The organism is Bradyrhizobium sp. KBS0727 (assembly GCF_005937885.2).
GTDB lineage: Bacteria > Pseudomonadota > Alphaproteobacteria > Rhizobiales > Xanthobacteraceae > Bradyrhizobium.
Map to the genome: position 1 here is coordinate 3,771,887 of NZ_CP042176.1, position 15,016 is coordinate 3,786,902.

A 15,016-nucleotide genomic window follows, 5' to 3' on the forward strand; every position below is an offset into this window, starting at 1 on the left:
ATTCGGAAATGCACACCGCCAAGCTTTACCATAGGCGCCGGCCTCCGACCGTGACGGACGCCAAAGATGCCTGTCGGCATTGATCTTTTCGTCGGTCGCTGTATTGAAGGCGTGCAATTGGCGACGGCGGCAGCGCCTGTCACGTATCCGCCTCAATTGACTAGGAGACAGCCGCCCAAACGGCTAGGTGTCGGTGCCTGCAGCGGTTTCGGGCGCTCCCGTTCAGAAAGGGTTTTCCGCAATGAATTTCCGTATCTTGGCCGCGTCGATCCGGCCGCATGGGCGGGTTTTTGCCTTGTTGGCGGCGACGGCACTGTCCGCGACGCTGGTCGCCTCCGCCGCGCAGGCTCAGACGCCGGCCCCCGCGCCTGGCGCGCCCGCGGCTGCCCCCAAGGCCAAGGCTGCCCCGAAAGCCGCTCCCAAGGCGCCCGCCGCGGCACCAGCGCCGACTGCCCAGCAGGCCGCGCCGCCGGCCGCCGGCGCTCCTGCCGCTGGCGCACAGCCAGCGGACCAGCAGGTCCAGCTGATTTACGCCCCCTGGACCAAGTTCTGCCTCAAGGGCCAGGACGCCGGCGCCAAGCAGGTTTGCTTTACCGGCAAGGACGGCCGTATCGAGTCCGGCCAGCCGGTCATTGCCGCCGTCATCATCGAGCCCGAAGGCGAGCCGAAGAAGATCCTGCGCGTGACGCTGCCGCTCGGCATGCAGCTCGTGCACGGAACCCGGATCATCATCGACGCCAATGCGCCGCAGCAGAGCCCCTATGTCATCTGCTTCCAGAACGGTTGCATGTCTGATTACGAAGCAACGCCTGAGTTGATCGCCAACCTGAAGAAGGGCCAGAACCTCGTGGTCCAGGCGATCAATTCCAACGGCGCGCCGCTGACGCTGCCGCTGCCGCTGGCCGGCGAGTTCGCCAAGGCCTATGACGGTCCCCCGACCGATCCGAAGGTGTTCGAGGAAAACCAGAAGAAGCTGCAGGAAGAGCTGCAGAAGCGGGCTGAAGAAGCCCGCAAGAAGCTGGAAGCCAACCCGCCGGCGGCTGGGGCTGCTGCAAATCCGGCCTCGAAGTAACGCTGGTTGCGAGACAAACAAAAAGGCGCCCGGTGGGGCGCCTTTTTAGTTTGGCCGAATTGGTTTTGCCGAACGACTGACGGGCAGGGCGATCAGTTGAGTGACGGATTGCGCGGGCGGTAGCCGCCGGATTTGTCCTTCACGAAAATCTCGGCGACCTGCGAATGCCGGATCGGTTCGCCGGAATCGTCGGGCAGCAAATTCTGCTCGGAGACATAGGCAACGTATTCGGACTCCGAATTCTCGGCGAGCAGGTGATAGAACGGCTGATCCTTGTGAGGCCGAACCTCTTCGGGGATCGACAACCACCATTCCTCGGTATTGTTGAATTCCGGATCGATGTCGAAAATCACGCCGCGGAACGAGAACACCCGGTGGCGGACGATCTGCCCGATCTGAAATTTGGCGGTGCGCGCTTTGATCATGTCTCGTCGAATAGACCATGATTGTGGCCGATGCTAGGGGCAAAAGGACGATTTAACCCTCAGGCATGGTGGCCAGACCAGGCGCCATGGTCCCGAAATGACTGACGAAAAGACGTTTACGAGATGGCCGATATTCTCAACCTCGCGATTCCCTATTTCGGCCTGATCTTCATCGGTTTTGCCTGCGGCAAAGGTAAGGGGTTGCCGGAAGCCGGCCTCGCCTGGATGAACTTCTTTCTGCTCTATGTGTCGTTGCCGGCACTGTTGTTCGGCATCACGTCGAGGACGCCGTTTTCGGAACTGAACAATCCGCCATTCCTGATTGCGACCACGCTCGGCACCGTGACCGCCTTCGCGCTGGCCATGGTGGCCGGCCGGATCATCGGCGATCTCTCGCTGCGCAAAGCCACCATGGCCGGATTAGCCGGCGCCTATGGCAATATCGGCTACATGGGACCGGGTCTCGCGCTCGCGGTGCTCGGAGCCAAGGCGGCGGCGCCGACCGCGCTGATCTTCTGCTGCGACAGCATCTTCCTGTTTTCGATCGTGCCGCTGTTGATTGCGCTCACCGATCGCGATCATCCGTCGCCGTGGCACGCCATCGGCGTCGCGGCGCGTCAGATCGTGCTCAACCCGTTGATCATGTCGGCCGCCGCGGGCGCGCTGGCGGCGGCGCTGCACCTTGAATTGCCGGTCTCGATCGACAGGACGCTGCAGTTCTTGCAAAACGCCGCAGCGCCGACGGCGCTGTTCGTATTGGGGGTGACGGTGGCGCTACGCCCGTTCGACCGCGTGCCCTGGGAAGTCCCCTGGGTGATCGCGATCAAGCTGCTGGTTCATCCGCTTCTCGTGTTCGGATTGATGCTGTTGTTCGGGCCTTTCGCGCAGCCATGGGCGGCAACCGCGGTGCTGATGGCCTCACTGCCGCCGGCGTTGAACGTGTTCGTGATCGCCCGGCAAAACAACACCTGGATCGAGCCCGCGTCCGTTGCCGTCCTGATTGGAACGTTTGCATCCGTGGTGACGCTGACCAGCGTGATGTGGTTCATCCAGACCGGACGGCTGGTGTTTCCTTAAACAGGCTAGCTTACGCGCTTCCAGGAGGGCGCAAGCCCTTCGCGCATCGCAAGCCGCCGCAGCGGGCCGAACGCGCCGAGCAAATGCATGCCAGCCGCGCGCAGCGACTGCACGGCCAGGAAATCGCTGAGCAGCGAGCGGTTGGCGATGTCGATCGCGATCGTGCGGCTGGCGACGTCGGCGCGCCGGGCTGATTGGTAGCGCGCCAAAACCTGCGGCGAACCGGGGTCTTCGCCCCGCGACATCGCGTTTCCTGCGATGTCGGCAATATCGGCGGCGTCGCGCAGTCCCATGTTGAGGCCTTGTGCGCCGATCGGCGGCACCACATGGGCGGATTCACCGACCAGTGCGACCCGATGGCTGGCGAATTGCCTCGGGCTCTCGATCGCCAGCGGGAAGACATTCCGCCCGGCCTCGACCTGGACGCGGCCGAGAATCGAGTGCGATTGCTTCTCGGCGGCGTCCGACAGTTCGTCGTCGCCAAGCGACATCAGCCGTTCGGCTTCCTTCGTAGCCGAAACCCACACCACGCTGCAGCGGTTGCCGGGCAGGGGCACGAACACGCACGGGCCCTGTGGCGTGTGGAACTCGGTGGAGATGTTCTTGTGGGGATGCGAATGGGCGATGTTGAAGGTCAGCGCCGATTGATGCAGATCGCGCCGCTTGATCTCGATCCCGGCGGCGGCGCGGGAAGGCGACTGCCGCCCGTCGGCGCCGACCACCAGCCGTGCTGTCAGAGCCTGACCCCGGCTGGTCCGGATCGACACTTCTGCATGGTGCGGCTCGATGGTGACGGCCTCGTCGTCGTAGCGCGTCAGGTTGGCCAATTCGGCGGCGCGTTCCTCGAGTGCCGATATCAGCGAGCGGTTGTCGATGTTGTAGCCGAACTGCTCGAGCCCGATTTCATCGGAGGAAAACCGCACCTCCGGCGCACGGATCAGCCGGCCGGTATCGTCGACGAGACGCATGGTCTGCAGGGCGGCGGCCTTGTCGCGGCAGCGCGGCCAGACCGCGAGGCGTTCGAGCAGGTCGGCGGACGCGCCGAGCAGCGCCGTGGTGCGATTGTCGGCATAGGGCGCGCGGCGGGCGAGCAGGGCCGTTTTGGCGCCGGTCCCGGCCAGCGCAATGGCCGCGGTCAATCCCGCCGGGCCTCCGCCGATCACAACGGTGTCATAAATCTGCGATGTATCGTTCATCCCGCGACAATTGACGTTCCCGGCCGCGTTTTCAAGCCATCAACGGGCCGAAAAGTTTCCACCGCATTGCGCGGCGGATGGCCGCAAGCGCGGATATGCAAATCATGGCGATTCCTGATAGCACTGCCGGGATAATGGACCAGACAACCCAGCCACTCTCAGCCCCGGGATCGGCCCGGATGCGTCTCGCCGCATTTGGGGTGCATATCTTGACGGCGATCGGCGCCGGCCTGGCGCTGATCGCGATGCTGGAAGCCGTGCGGGAGCACTGGGCCAACATGTTCGGCTGGCTCGGCGTGGCGCTGATCGTCGACGCCATCGACGGGCCGATCGCGCGGAAGCTCGATGTCGAGCGATTGCAGCCGAACTGGTCGGGCGAGGTGCTCGACCTCGTCGTCGATTTCGTCACCTACGTCTTCGTTCCGGCCTATGCGATTACGGCGAGCGGATTGCTGCTTCCGCTGGCGGCGCCGCTGCTCGGTATCGGCATCGTGGTGTCGGGCGCGCTGTATTTCGCGGACAAGCGCATGAAGGTATCCGACAATCATTTTCGCGGCTTTCCGGCGCTGTGGAACGCGGCGGCGTTCTATCTGTTCCTGCTGCATTGGCCGCCGGCGCTCTCCAGCCTCGGCATCGCGGTGCTGATCGTGCTGACGTTTGCGCCGTTTCACGTGTTGCATCCGGTCCGTGTCGTGCGGCTGCGCTGGCTGACGCTGTGGCTGCTGGCGGTGTGGGCTGGGCTCGCGATCTACACGCTTGCCTGCGATTTCAATGTCGGCGTTCCCATCGTCGCCGGGCTCTGTTTCATCGCCGCCTATATCGTCGGCAGCGACGCCGTCATCCGGCGAATAAAGGCATTCAAGGCATGATGGAATTACTGACCAGCGCGGAAGCGTGGGCGGCGTTGCTGACCTTGACGGCGCTGGAAATCGTGCTCGGCATCGACAACGTCATCTTCCTGTCGGTAATCGTCTCGCGGATTCCGCCCACGCAGGCCAAGCGCGCCCGGCAGATCGGCCTGCTGCTGGCGCTGGTGTTCCGCATCATCCTGCTCAGCCTGCTGGTCTGGCTGATCGGGCTGACCCAGCCGGTTCTGACCGTGAAGAACGTCGCGCTGTCGTGGCGCGACATCATCCTGGTCGGCGGCGGACTGTTCCTGATCGCGAAGGCGACGCATGAAATTCATGCCGAGGTCGAGGCGCGCGACGCCGAAGCCGACGCGGCGCCGAGAGCCAGCGCCTTCTTCTGGGTGATCGTCCAGATCATCGTCATCGATATGGTGTTCTCGCTGGACTCGATCATCACCGCGATCGGCATGGCGCAGGATCTCGAAATCATGATCGCCGCCGTCGTGATCGCCTGCGTCATAATGTATGTTTCGTCCGGCCCGGTAGCGCGGTTCGTGGCTGAACATCCGACCACCAAGATGCTGGCGCTGGCGTTTCTGGTGCTGATCGGCGTGGCGCTGGTCGCTGATGGATTCAAGTTCCACATTCCGCGCGGCTACATCTACTTCGCCATCGTGTTCTCAGCGGCCGTCGAAATGTTCAATGTGCTCGCCAAGCGCAACCGCAGGTAGGCCGTTCAGTAGCCGGATTCAGCCCGCGAGTTGACAACGCGGCGGCGATGGCTTTCGCTTCGATTGTCGGCGTTGAAGGAAATACCGAGGGAGACCGTTCATGACCAAGGCCGTGCGCGTGCACAAGGTAGGGGGCCCGGAAGCGCTGGTGTACGAGGACGTGGAAGTCGCCGCGCCGGGACCGGGCGAGGTTCGGATCCGCCAGCACGCCGTCGGCCTCAACTTCATCGACGTCTATTTTCGCACCGGCCTCTACAAGGCGCCGTGCCTGCCTTTCATCGCCGGCAATGAAGCCGCCGGCGAGGTGGTGGCGGTTGGACCCGGCGTGACCAATTTTCATCCCGGCGATCGCGTCGCCTACTATTTCAATCTCGGCGGCTATGCCTCCGAACGGGTCATCCCGGCCGACAAGCTGGTCAAGTTGCCCGACCACATCACCTACGAGCAGGGCGCTGTCCTGATGCTCAAGGGGCTGACAGTCTGGTACCTCCTGCACAAGACCTTCAAGGTCGAGCCCGGCCATCGCGTGTTGATCCACGCGGCGGCCGGTGGCATCGGCTTGCTCGCCTGCCAATGGGCGCGCGCGATGGGGGCGCATGTGATCGGGACCGTCGGCTCCAGGGCCAAGGCCGATCTCGCGCTCGCCAATGGCTGCGACCACGTCATCCTCTACAACGAGGAAAATTTTGTCGAGCGGGTCAAGCAGATCAGCCGTAACGAACTCTGCGACGTCGTCTATGACGGCGTCGGCAAGACCACGTTTCCGGGCTCGCTGTCCTGCCTCCGGCCACGCGGCCTGTTCGTAAGCTTCGGCAACGCGTCCGGCCCGGTGCCGCCGTTCGCGCTCGCCGAACTCAACAACCACGGTTCGCTGTTTGCGACACGGCCGAAGCTCAACGACTATGTCGGCACCCGCAAGGAATTGCTGGAAGGCGCCGACACGCTGTTCGCCGCTGTCATCAACGGCAAGCTCCACGTGCCGATCAATCAGGCCTATGCGCTGAAGGATGCGGCGAAAGCGCATATCGAACTCGAGAGCCGGGCGACGACGGGGGCCGCGATTTTGCGGCCCTGACCTAACGCGAAATTGCCTCACCCACCGTCATGCCCGGCCTTGTGCCGGGCATCCACGTCTTTGCCGCCGAGAAAAGAAAGACGTGGATGGCCGGGACGAGCCCGGCCATGACGAATGCTGAAGGCTTACGCCACCATTCGCGCAGCACCTGCTTTGGTCAGGATCGTATCGAGACAGCAGATCATTTCTGCGATCTCGTCTTTGGACACGTTAAGCGCCGGCATGAAGCGCAAGGCATCCGGCTGCGGCGAATTCAGCAGCACGCCTTCCACGAATGCCTGGGCCACGATCGATGCGCCGATCGGCAGCTTGAGATCGAGCGCCAGCAGCAGACCCCGGCCACGGACCTCGCCGAGGCCATGCCGCGCCGACAGCTTTTGCAGTTCGCTTTCCAGAAACAGCCCGGCATCGGTGGTCGATTTCAGGAACGCCGGCGTGACGACATGTTCGAGTACGGCGAGGCCCGCCGCGCACATCAGCGGGTTGCCGTTGAAGGTGCCGCCCTGGTCGCCATGCTCGAAACAGGACGCATACTCGGTTGCCAGCAACGCCGCCAGCGGCACGCCGCCGCCGATGCCTTTGCCGAGCGTCATGATGTCGGGTTCGATGCCGGCATGCTCGTAGTGGAACAGTTTTCCGGTCCGGCCCATGCCGGTCTGGATCTCGTCCACGATCAAGAGCAGCCCGCGCTCCTGGGTCAGCGCGCGCAGCTCCTGCAGGAATTGATCGGTCGCCGGCCAGACGCCGGCTTCGCCCTGGATCGGCTCCAGCATGACCGCAACGGTCTTGTTCGAGATCAGCCGCTTCACGGACTCGATGTCGTTGAGCTGTGCCTTGGGAAAGCCTGACACCTTGGGCTCGAACAGTGGCTCGAAGGCCTTCTTGCCCGATGCCGACATGGTCGCGAGCGTACGGCCATGGAAGCCGCCGACGAAGGTGATGATTTCATGCGCGCCGTTCTTGTAGAGCGTGCCAAATTTGCGCGCCAGCTTGATCGCGCCTTCATTGGCTTCGGCGCCGGAATTGGCAAAGAACACCTGGTCGAAGCAGCTGTTGGCGACGAGCGCCTGGGCGAGCTTCAGGCTGGGCCCGTTGAAGAAAGCCGGACTCGGCGTGAGCAGTTGCTTGGCCTGCGCGGCAAGCGCGTCGGCGACGATCGCAGGCGAGTGGCCGAGGCAGTTGACGGCCCAGCCCTGCATGAAGTCGAGATAACGCTTGCCGCTATCGTCCCACAGATAGGCGCCGTCGCCCTTGACGAACACGGTCGGCGGACGCGCGGTGATGTTCATCAGCGCGTCATAGGGATGGGTAGCGTCGGTCATGTCGGTCTCCTGTCGGGTTCTGGTGAAGCGGTGGGCCTGAACGCAAGAAGGCCGCACTTTTTGGGTGCGGCCTTCTCGAAAACGTTGCTGAACTAGTTGATCAGCTTTGTCGTCGGACACGGCGCAACCCATCATCGTCGCTGGAGCGACGACGGAAGTCTGCGCGGCGGTTGGTCCGGTTGAGGTTCATGGGCGAGGGCCATACAGCCTGACGGCAGGTCGTGTCAAGCGGGTCAGAATCCCGCGACGCTGCCGTGGAGATCGTACTGGTCGGCGCGCTCGATCTTCGCGGTGACGATTTCACCGACCTTGAGCGGACGGCGGCTCGACACATAGACCGCGCCGTCGATCTGCGGCGCGTCGGCTTTTGAGCGACCTTTCGAGACGGTCGGACCGACCTCGTCGATGATGACCTGCTGCCGCGTGCCGACCTTGCGTTTGAGGCGCCGCGCGGAGATTTTCTGCTGCCGGGCCATCAGCGCATTCCAGCGCTCCTGCTTGATCTCGTCGGGCACAACATTGCCGATCGCATTCGACGGCGCGCCTGCGACCGGCTCATACTTGAAGCAACCGAGACGATCGATCTCGGCCTCTTCGAGCCAGTCCAGCAGATACGCAAAATCGGAATCGGTCTCGCCGGGAAAACCGACGATGAAGGTCGAGCGCAGCGTCAGGTCAGGACATTCCTCACGCCACTTCTTGATCCGCGCCAGCGTCTTTTCCTGCGCGGCCGGACGCTTCATCGCCTTGAGAACCTCCGGGCTCGCATGCTGAAAGGGAATGTCGAGATACGGCAGAACCTTGCCTTCGGTCATCAGGCCGATGACCTCGTCGACATGCGGGTAGGGATAGACATATTGCAGCCGTACCCAGGCGCCGAGCTCGCCGAGTTCCTTGGCGAGATCGAAGAATCTGGCGCGGACCTGGCGGTCCTTCCACGGGCTCTCGGCGTATTTGATATCGACGCCGTAGGCCGAAGTGTCCTGCGAGATGACGAGCAGTTCCTTGACGCCGGCGGCGACCAGTTTTTCCGCTTCGCGCAGCACGTCGTTGGCCTGACGCGACACTAGGTCGCCGCGCAGTTTTGGAATGATGCAGAAGCTGCAGCGGTTGTTGCAGCCCTCGGAAATCTTCAAATAAGCGTAATGCCTGGGCGTCAGCCTGACGCCTTGCGGCGGCACCAGATCGAGATGCGGGTTGTGGACCGGCGGCAGCGCGCGATGCACGGCCTCCAGCACGCTCTCATATTGCTGCGGACCCGTGATCGAGAGCACGCCGGGATAGGCCGCCTCGATCTGCTCGGGTTCGGCGCCCATGCAGCCGGTGACGATGACCTTGCCGTTCTCGGCCATGGCCTCGCCGATGGCGCCGAGCGATTCCTGTTTGGCGCTGTCGAGGAAGCCGCAGGTGTTGACGATGACGATGTCGGCGCCGTCGTGCTTGCGTGCCAGCTCATAGCCTTCGGCGCGCAGCCGCGTGATGATGCGCTCGGAATCCACCAACGCCTTGGGGCATCCCAGCGATACAAAGCTGACTTTGGGCGCGGCGGCCTGTTGCATGTCACATCTGCCTGATTGATACGCACGAGCTAGTCCCATTTGCCTACAATTACAAGGCTTTGCGACGCCCGCCGACGTGCTATGCATGCCCCTGCCGGGTTTAAGAGTTGATCGATGAGCGCTGAGTCGTCTCCGAAAATCGTCATAGTCGACGAAAGCCCGATCCGCGCGGCCATTCTGGAAGAAGGGCTGCGGGAGGCGGGCTTTACCGGCGTGGTCCATATCAGTGAAATGCAGAGCCTTTTGGCGCGGATCTATGCGCTGGACCCCGACGTCATCCTGATCGACCTCGAAAATCCCAGCCGCGACGTTCTGGAACAGATGTTCCAGGTCAGCCGCGCGGTGCGGCGGCCGATCGCGATGTTCGTCGACCAGAGCGATGCGGCCTCGATCCAGGCCTCCGTCGATGCCGGCGTCTCCGCCTATATCGTCGATGGTCTCAAGAAGGAGCGGATCAAGCCGATCCTCGACCTCTGCATCTCCCGCTTCAATGCCTTCTCGAAGCTGCAGGATGAGCTCGACCGCACCAAATCCGCGCTCGAGGAACGCAAGGTGATCGATCGCGCCAAGGGAATCCTGATGAAGGTGAAAGGCCTCACCGAGGACGAGGCCTATGTGCTGATGCGCTCCACCGCCATGCGTGAGAAAAAGAAGATCGGCGAGATCGCGCAGTCGATCCTGACCGCGTCGGAGTTGCTGAAATGACCACACCGCTGCATATCGGCTTCATTCCGCTGGTCGACGCTTCGGCGCTGATTGTCGCCGTCGACAAGGGCTTTGCGGCGGCCGAGGGGCTCGACGTCACGCTGGTACGGGAAGTGTCGTGGTCCAACGTCCGCGACAAGCTCAACATCGGCCGGTTCGACGCCGCCCATCTTTTGGCGCCGGTTGCAATCGCCTCAAGCCTCGGACTTGGGCATGTCAAGGTGCCGATCGTGGCGCCGTTCAATCTCGGTCTGAACGGCAACGCGATCACGGTGTCGCCGACACTGCATGCCGCTATCATGGGCGAAATCGACGGCGATGCCACCGACCCCATGGCAACCGCATTGGCGCTGTCCCGCGTCGTCGCCAAACGGCGCGCTGTTGGTGCGGAACCACTGACATTCGGCATGACGTTCCCGTTCTCCACCCATAACTACCAGCTGCGGTTCTGGATGGCCGCAGGTGGTGTCGATCCCGACGAGGATGTTCATCTCGTGGTGTTGCCGCCGCCCTACATGGTGGACAGCCTCGCCAACGGACACGTCGACGCGTTCTGCGTCGGCGCGCCCTGGAACTCGGTCGCCGTCGATCTCGGGGTCGGTCACATCCTGCATTTCGTCTCGGATATCCTGGTGCGTGCGGCGGAGAAGGTGCTGGCGGTCCGGGAGAGCTGGTCGGAGAAGAATCCGGAGGTGCTTGCGGCGTTGATCCGGGCGGCCTCGCGTGCCGCTGAATTCATCGAGCGGCCCGAAAACCGCGCCGAGGCCGCGCGCATCCTGGCGCAGCCGGAACGGATCGGCGTCGATGCGGAAGTGATCCAGCGTACCCTCGATGGCCGCCTGAAGATTTCGCCTGACGGAGCAAGGCGCGAGAGCAGCCGCTATCTTCTGGTCGGTCGCGAGGGCGCGGCGCGGCCGGATCCGGCACAGGCTGCCTGGCTCTATGCCCAGATGGTGCGTTGGGGACAGACCGCGATGCGGCCGGAGGCGCTCAAAACGGCGATGGGGGTCTTTCGCCCAGACCTCTATGACGCCGCCCTGGGGCAACACGGGAAGGCTGCCGGCCCCTCTGACGCCATCGGCGCGTTTGCCGGGCCCGCCTTCGACCCGGCCGACATCGCCGGGCATCTGGCGGCGTTCGAAATTGGCCATTGGAAGCCCTGACGCTTGATGAGTGCAAGTTGGGCACCTATTCCATGCAGGCTAGTTTTTAGGCAGCCTGCCTTCGAAGCAACGGTGAAGCCTGCTTCAGAGTTTCAATCCCATCTCATAATCTATTGAAATAACGAAGTATTCTGCGCGACTCAGTGTGGCACGCAACTTGTATGTTGCAGTGCGGCCAGCCGTCGCAGATGCCTGCTGGCCTACGTCCAAGATGGATTTCCGCAGCAACGAAGCTGGTCGGACCGTCTCCCGAGATCGCTCAGCACACGGCTGGATGGGTCTCTGGCGGTCGCCCACCAATTCGTCATGCCACCTGTCGTGGCCCGCAGGAGCTTCGTCGCCCATCATGAAAATCGAGACTCTTACCATCGACTTTACCGACGAGCAGAAACGCTACCTCGAAGGCTTCACCACGGGGTTGCAGATCAGCCGGGTCGGGCGCGGCCTTGGCGGCGGCAGCGCGGGCAAGGCAAACGCCGAGCCGGCCGGACCGGAAGCCGCCCATATCAAGGCGCAGGACAAGGTCATCGCCTCCGGCAAGAAACTCGCGGATCAGGAAAAATTCAAACGCGAGGAACATCCGTTCGACGCCTATCCGCGGCTGAAGCAGCAGGCGCTGGACGATGCGCCGCCGTCGCCGGCGGACAATTTTCGCTGGCGCTATTACGGCCTGTTCTACGTGGCGCCGGCGCAGGACTCTTACATGTGCCGGTTGCGGATCCCGAACGGGATCATGAAGCACTGGCAGCTCGCCGGCATGGCCGATCTTGCCGAGCAGCTTTGCGGGCCGTTCTGCCACGTCACCACGCGGGCGAATTTGCAGGTGCGCGAAATTCCCTTCAGGAATTCGGTGGCGCTGATCGAAGGCATTCAGGATCTCGGCCTGTGCTCGCGCGGCTCGGGCGCCGACAACATCCGCAACGTCACGGGCACGCCGACGGCGGGGATCGATCCGCAGGAACTGATCGACACCCGCGAATATGCCCGCGAGTGGCACTATCACATCCTCAACGATCGCTCGTTGACGGGACTGCCGCGCAAATTCAACGTCGCGTTCGATGGCGCCGGCAAGATCGCCGTGCTGGAAGACACCAACGACATCGCGTTTTCGGCGGTCGAGGTGAAGGACGGTTTTGGCGTCGAGCCCGGCGTCTGGTTTCGCCTCGGGCTCGGCGGCATCACCGGTCACCGGGATTTTGCCAGATACGGCGACATCATCGTCAAGCCCGCGGACGCCACCAAGGTATCGGACGCGATCGTGCGCGCCTTCATCGATCTCGGCGACCGCACCAACCGTCTCAAGGCACGGCTGAAATACGTGCTCGACGCGATGGGACACGATAAATTCCTCAACGTCGTGGAAGAGCGGCTCGGCCAGCCCTTCACCCGCGTGCCGGCGGAGGCGTTTGCGCCACGTCCGGCGTTCGACCGCATGGCCCATATCGGCGTTCACAAGCAGAAGCAGCAAGGCCTGAACTGGATCGGCGTGTCGCTGCCGCTCGGCAAGGTCACCTGCGAGCACATGCGTGGGCTGGCCAGGATCGCGCACGACCTCGGCGACGGCGATATCCGCCTGACCGTCTGGCAGAACCTGCTGATATCGGGCGTGCGTGACGAAAATGTCGAACTCGCGATCGCGGCGATCAAGGCGATTGGGCTCGCCGTCGAGGCCTCGCAGATCCGCGCCGGCCTGATCGCCTGCACCGGCAATGCCGGTTGCAAGTTCGCGGCGTCAAATACCAAGCTGCACGCGGCCGAGATCGGCGACTGGTGCGAGCCGCGGGTCAATATCGAGACCCCGCTCAACATTCATCTCACCGGCTGCCACCATTCCTGCGCGCAGCACTACATCAGCGATATCGGGCTGATTGCCGCCAAAGTGCCGGTTGGCGAGGACGACGACACCGTCGAGGGCTATCACCTGTTCGCCGGCGGCGGCTTTGGTCCCAACGCCGATGTCGGGCAGGAGGTCTATCACGACCTCAAGGCCGAAGATGCGCCGCAGACGGTCGAGCGGCTGCTGAAGGCGTATCTCGCGCACCGCGCCTCATCCGATGAAACCTTCCTTTCGTTTGCGCGCCGCCATGACGGCGAGACGCTGCGCAAGCTCGCCGATGCCGAGGTGTCCTCATGAACCAGATCACGCCCCCGCCGAAGATCGAGATCATTCCCGGCAGCGCACCGTTTTCGGAAGCGCAGCGGTCATGGCTGAACGGCTTCTTTGCCGGCCTGTTGTCGGACGCACCGACCCCATTGTCGGCCGAGCAGGGCGCCGCCGTCATGGGTGGCGGCGATGGCGACGACGGTGAAGCGCCCTGGCACGACCAGACCATGCCGATCGCCGATCGGATGAAGCTCGCCGAAGGCCGCCCGCTGCGACGGCGATTCATGGCGGCGATGGCACAGCAGGATTGCGGCCAGTGCGGCTACGACTGCCATAACTATTCCGAAGCGATCGCGACCAAGAGCGAAGCGCGCCTCAATCTCTGCGTCCCCGGCGGCAAGGAAACCGCGCGGATGCTGAAGTCACTCTATGAGGAGATCGACAAGGCGCCCGCCGCCGCGCCGTCATCGGCACCGGCTGCCGCGCCCGCGACGCCCGCCGTCGTATCGGAGGCCGGGCGTTCGCGCGACAATCCGGTGCCGGCAAAATTCCTCTCGCGCCGGCTGCTGAACGGCAAGGGCTCGGAAAAGGAAACCTGGCATATCGAATTCGATCTGTCCGGCTGCGGGCTCGATTACGTCGTCGGCGATTCCTTCGGCATCTTCGCCCGCAACGATCTCGGCCTGGTGGACCAGATCATCGCGCTGCTCGGCGCGTCGCATACGACGGAGGTGAGGGGCAAGACGTTGCGCGAGGTCTTGCTCGACGATGTCTCGTTGTCTCCGGCGCCGGATTCGCTGTTCGAGCTGATCTCGTACCTGACCGGCGGCGCGCTGCGGGAGAAGGCCCGTGCGCTGGCGCAAGGGGAGGATCCCGATGGCGACGCCGCCACGCTTGACGTGATGGCGGTATTGCAGAAGTTTTCGCGGGTCCGTCCGCACCCCGAGGCCTTCGTCGAGGCGCTGGAACCGCTGCAGCCACGGCTGTACTCGATCTCGTCGTCACACAACGCGACGCCGGGAAAGCTGTCGCTGACGGTGGATTGCGTGCGTTACGTGATCAATAAGCGCCGGCGTCTGGGACTTGCATCGACGTTCCTGTCGGAGCGGATCAATCCGGGCGACGAACTCAAGGTCTATGTCCAGAAGGCCCATGGCTTCGCGCTGCCTGAGGATGCGAAAACGCCGATCATCATGGTCGGTCCGGGGACCGGCATCGCGCCATTCCGCGCCTTCCTGCAGGACCGCCGCGCCACCGGGGCGCCCGGCAAGAACTGGTTGTTCTTCGGCCATCAGCGCAGCGACTGCGATTTCTTCTATGCCGACGAACTCAACGCGATGAAGACCTCGGGTCTGCTGACCCGGTTGTCGCTGGCGTGGTCGCGCGACGGCGACAAGAAGTTCTATGTCCAGGACCGCATGCGCGAGGTCGGCCGTGAGATGTGGACGTGGCTCGCCGAGGGCGCTCACGTCTACATCTGCGGCGATGCCAAGCGCATGGCAAAGGACGTCGAGCGGGCGATGGTCGACATCGTCGCCCAGTTCGGTGCACGCTCGACCGACGAGGCCATCCTCTTTGTTGCGGATCTCAAGAAAAAGGGCCGGTTCCAGCAGGACGTGTACTAGTCTAGGGGCGGGACGAGGTCAGATTGGGTCGGGACGCCGGGCCTTTTTCCCGCTCCTTTCTACTTTGCATGGGGTTGTTTTCGCGATTTTGTGTCTGGCGCCGTGCGTTTTCCG

The 15,016-nt window shown here is 63.4% G+C and carries 13 protein-coding genes; 9 read left to right on the forward strand and 4 right to left on the reverse strand.

The genetic code is table 11. The annotated features are described in order from the left end of the window. The first annotated feature begins 241 nt into the window (after positions 1 to 241). Positions 242 to 1,072 (forward strand): invasion associated locus B family protein, encoded by an 831-nt coding sequence (locus tag FFI89_RS17490; protein WP_138838633.1) that lies wholly within the window; start codon positions 242 to 244, stop codon positions 1,070 to 1,072. Positions 1,073 to 1,164: 92 nt separating this feature from the next. Here the strand turns inward: FFI89_RS17490 and hspQ are convergent, their stop codons facing one another. After that, the gene (hspQ, locus tag FFI89_RS17495) at positions 1,165 to 1,497 is read right to left on the reverse strand and encodes a heat shock protein HspQ (RefSeq protein ID WP_027537766.1); all 333 of its coding nucleotides are present in this window, start codon (positions 1,495 to 1,497) and stop codon (positions 1,165 to 1,167) included. A 123-nt stretch (positions 1,498 to 1,620) separates the two neighbouring features. Here hspQ and FFI89_RS17500 point away from each other — a divergent pair, with 123 nt between their 5' ends. Beyond that, positions 1,621 to 2,574, forward strand: coding sequence for an AEC family transporter (locus FFI89_RS17500; RefSeq protein ID WP_138838635.1), 954 nt, complete (start codon positions 1,621 to 1,623; stop codon positions 2,572 to 2,574). A gap of 5 nt (positions 2,575 to 2,579) precedes the next feature. On the opposite strand, the gene FFI89_RS17505 is transcribed toward FFI89_RS17500, so the two are convergent. Beyond that, entirely contained in the window at positions 2,580 to 3,770 is a 1,191-nt protein-coding gene (locus FFI89_RS17505; RefSeq protein ID WP_138838637.1) for a UbiH/UbiF family hydroxylase, read from the reverse strand. Between the two features lie 134 nt (positions 3,771 to 3,904). Here FFI89_RS17505 and pcsA point away from each other — a divergent pair, with 134 nt between their 5' ends. The 3 genes from pcsA (at position 3,905) to FFI89_RS17520 (ending at position 6,424) form a co-directional block, all read left to right on the forward strand. Next, entirely contained in the window at positions 3,905 to 4,639 is a 735-nt protein-coding gene (gene pcsA, locus FFI89_RS17510) for a phosphatidylcholine synthase (RefSeq protein WP_138839357.1), read from the forward strand. Then, on the forward strand, positions 4,636 to 5,349 hold the full coding sequence (locus tag FFI89_RS17515) for a TerC family protein (protein WP_138838639.1): 714 nt from the start codon (positions 4,636 to 4,638) through the stop codon (positions 5,347 to 5,349). Before pcsA ends, FFI89_RS17515 begins: the two co-directional genes overlap by 4 nt. Positions 5,350 to 5,449: 100 nt before the next feature. Further along, the gene (locus tag FFI89_RS17520; protein WP_138838641.1) at positions 5,450 to 6,424 is read left to right on the forward strand and encodes a quinone oxidoreductase; all 975 of its coding nucleotides are present in this window, start codon (positions 5,450 to 5,452) and stop codon (positions 6,422 to 6,424) included. Positions 6,425 to 6,549: 125 nt separating this feature from the next. Here FFI89_RS17520 and FFI89_RS17530 read toward each other — a convergent pair whose 3' ends face one another. Together FFI89_RS17530 and rimO are read right to left on the reverse strand one after the other, a co-directional pair. Beyond that, positions 6,550 to 7,746, reverse strand: coding sequence for an acetylornithine transaminase (locus tag FFI89_RS17530; RefSeq protein WP_138838643.1), 1,197 nt, complete (start codon positions 7,744 to 7,746; stop codon positions 6,550 to 6,552). A 233-nt stretch (positions 7,747 to 7,979) separates the two neighbouring features. Then, a complete protein-coding gene (rimO, locus tag FFI89_RS17535; RefSeq protein WP_138838645.1) occupies positions 7,980 to 9,305 on the reverse strand; it encodes a 30S ribosomal protein S12 methylthiotransferase RimO in 1,326 nt (441 codons plus the stop codon). Positions 9,306 to 9,419: 114 nt separating this feature from the next. On the opposite strand from rimO, the gene FFI89_RS17540 reads away from it, so the two are divergent. The 4 genes from FFI89_RS17540 to FFI89_RS17555 all read left to right on the forward strand — a co-directional run bounded on the left by FFI89_RS17540 (position 9,420) and on the right by FFI89_RS17555 (position 14,902). Further along, the gene (locus tag FFI89_RS17540; protein ID WP_057852587.1) at positions 9,420 to 10,010 is read left to right on the forward strand and encodes an ANTAR domain-containing response regulator; all 591 of its coding nucleotides are present in this window, start codon (positions 9,420 to 9,422) and stop codon (positions 10,008 to 10,010) included. Next, positions 10,007 to 11,173: a CmpA/NrtA family ABC transporter substrate-binding protein gene (locus tag FFI89_RS17545; protein ID WP_138838647.1), complete on the forward strand. Its 1,167-nt coding sequence runs from the start codon at positions 10,007 to 10,009 to the stop codon at positions 11,171 to 11,173. The genes FFI89_RS17540 and FFI89_RS17545 overlap by 4 nt, the downstream gene beginning before the upstream one ends. Positions 11,174 to 11,519: 346 nt before the next feature. Beyond that, positions 11,520 to 13,307, forward strand: a complete 1,788-nt coding sequence (locus tag FFI89_RS17550) for a NirA family protein (protein WP_138838650.1) — start codon at positions 11,520 to 11,522, stop codon at positions 13,305 to 13,307. After that, positions 13,304 to 14,902 carry a sulfite reductase subunit alpha gene (locus tag FFI89_RS17555; protein ID WP_138838652.1) on the forward strand — a complete coding sequence of 533 codons (1,599 nt, stop codon included), beginning with the start codon at positions 13,304 to 13,306 and terminating at the stop codon, positions 14,900 to 14,902. The genes FFI89_RS17550 and FFI89_RS17555 overlap by 4 nt, the downstream gene beginning before the upstream one ends. The last annotated feature ends 114 nt before the right edge of the window (positions 14,903 to 15,016 follow it).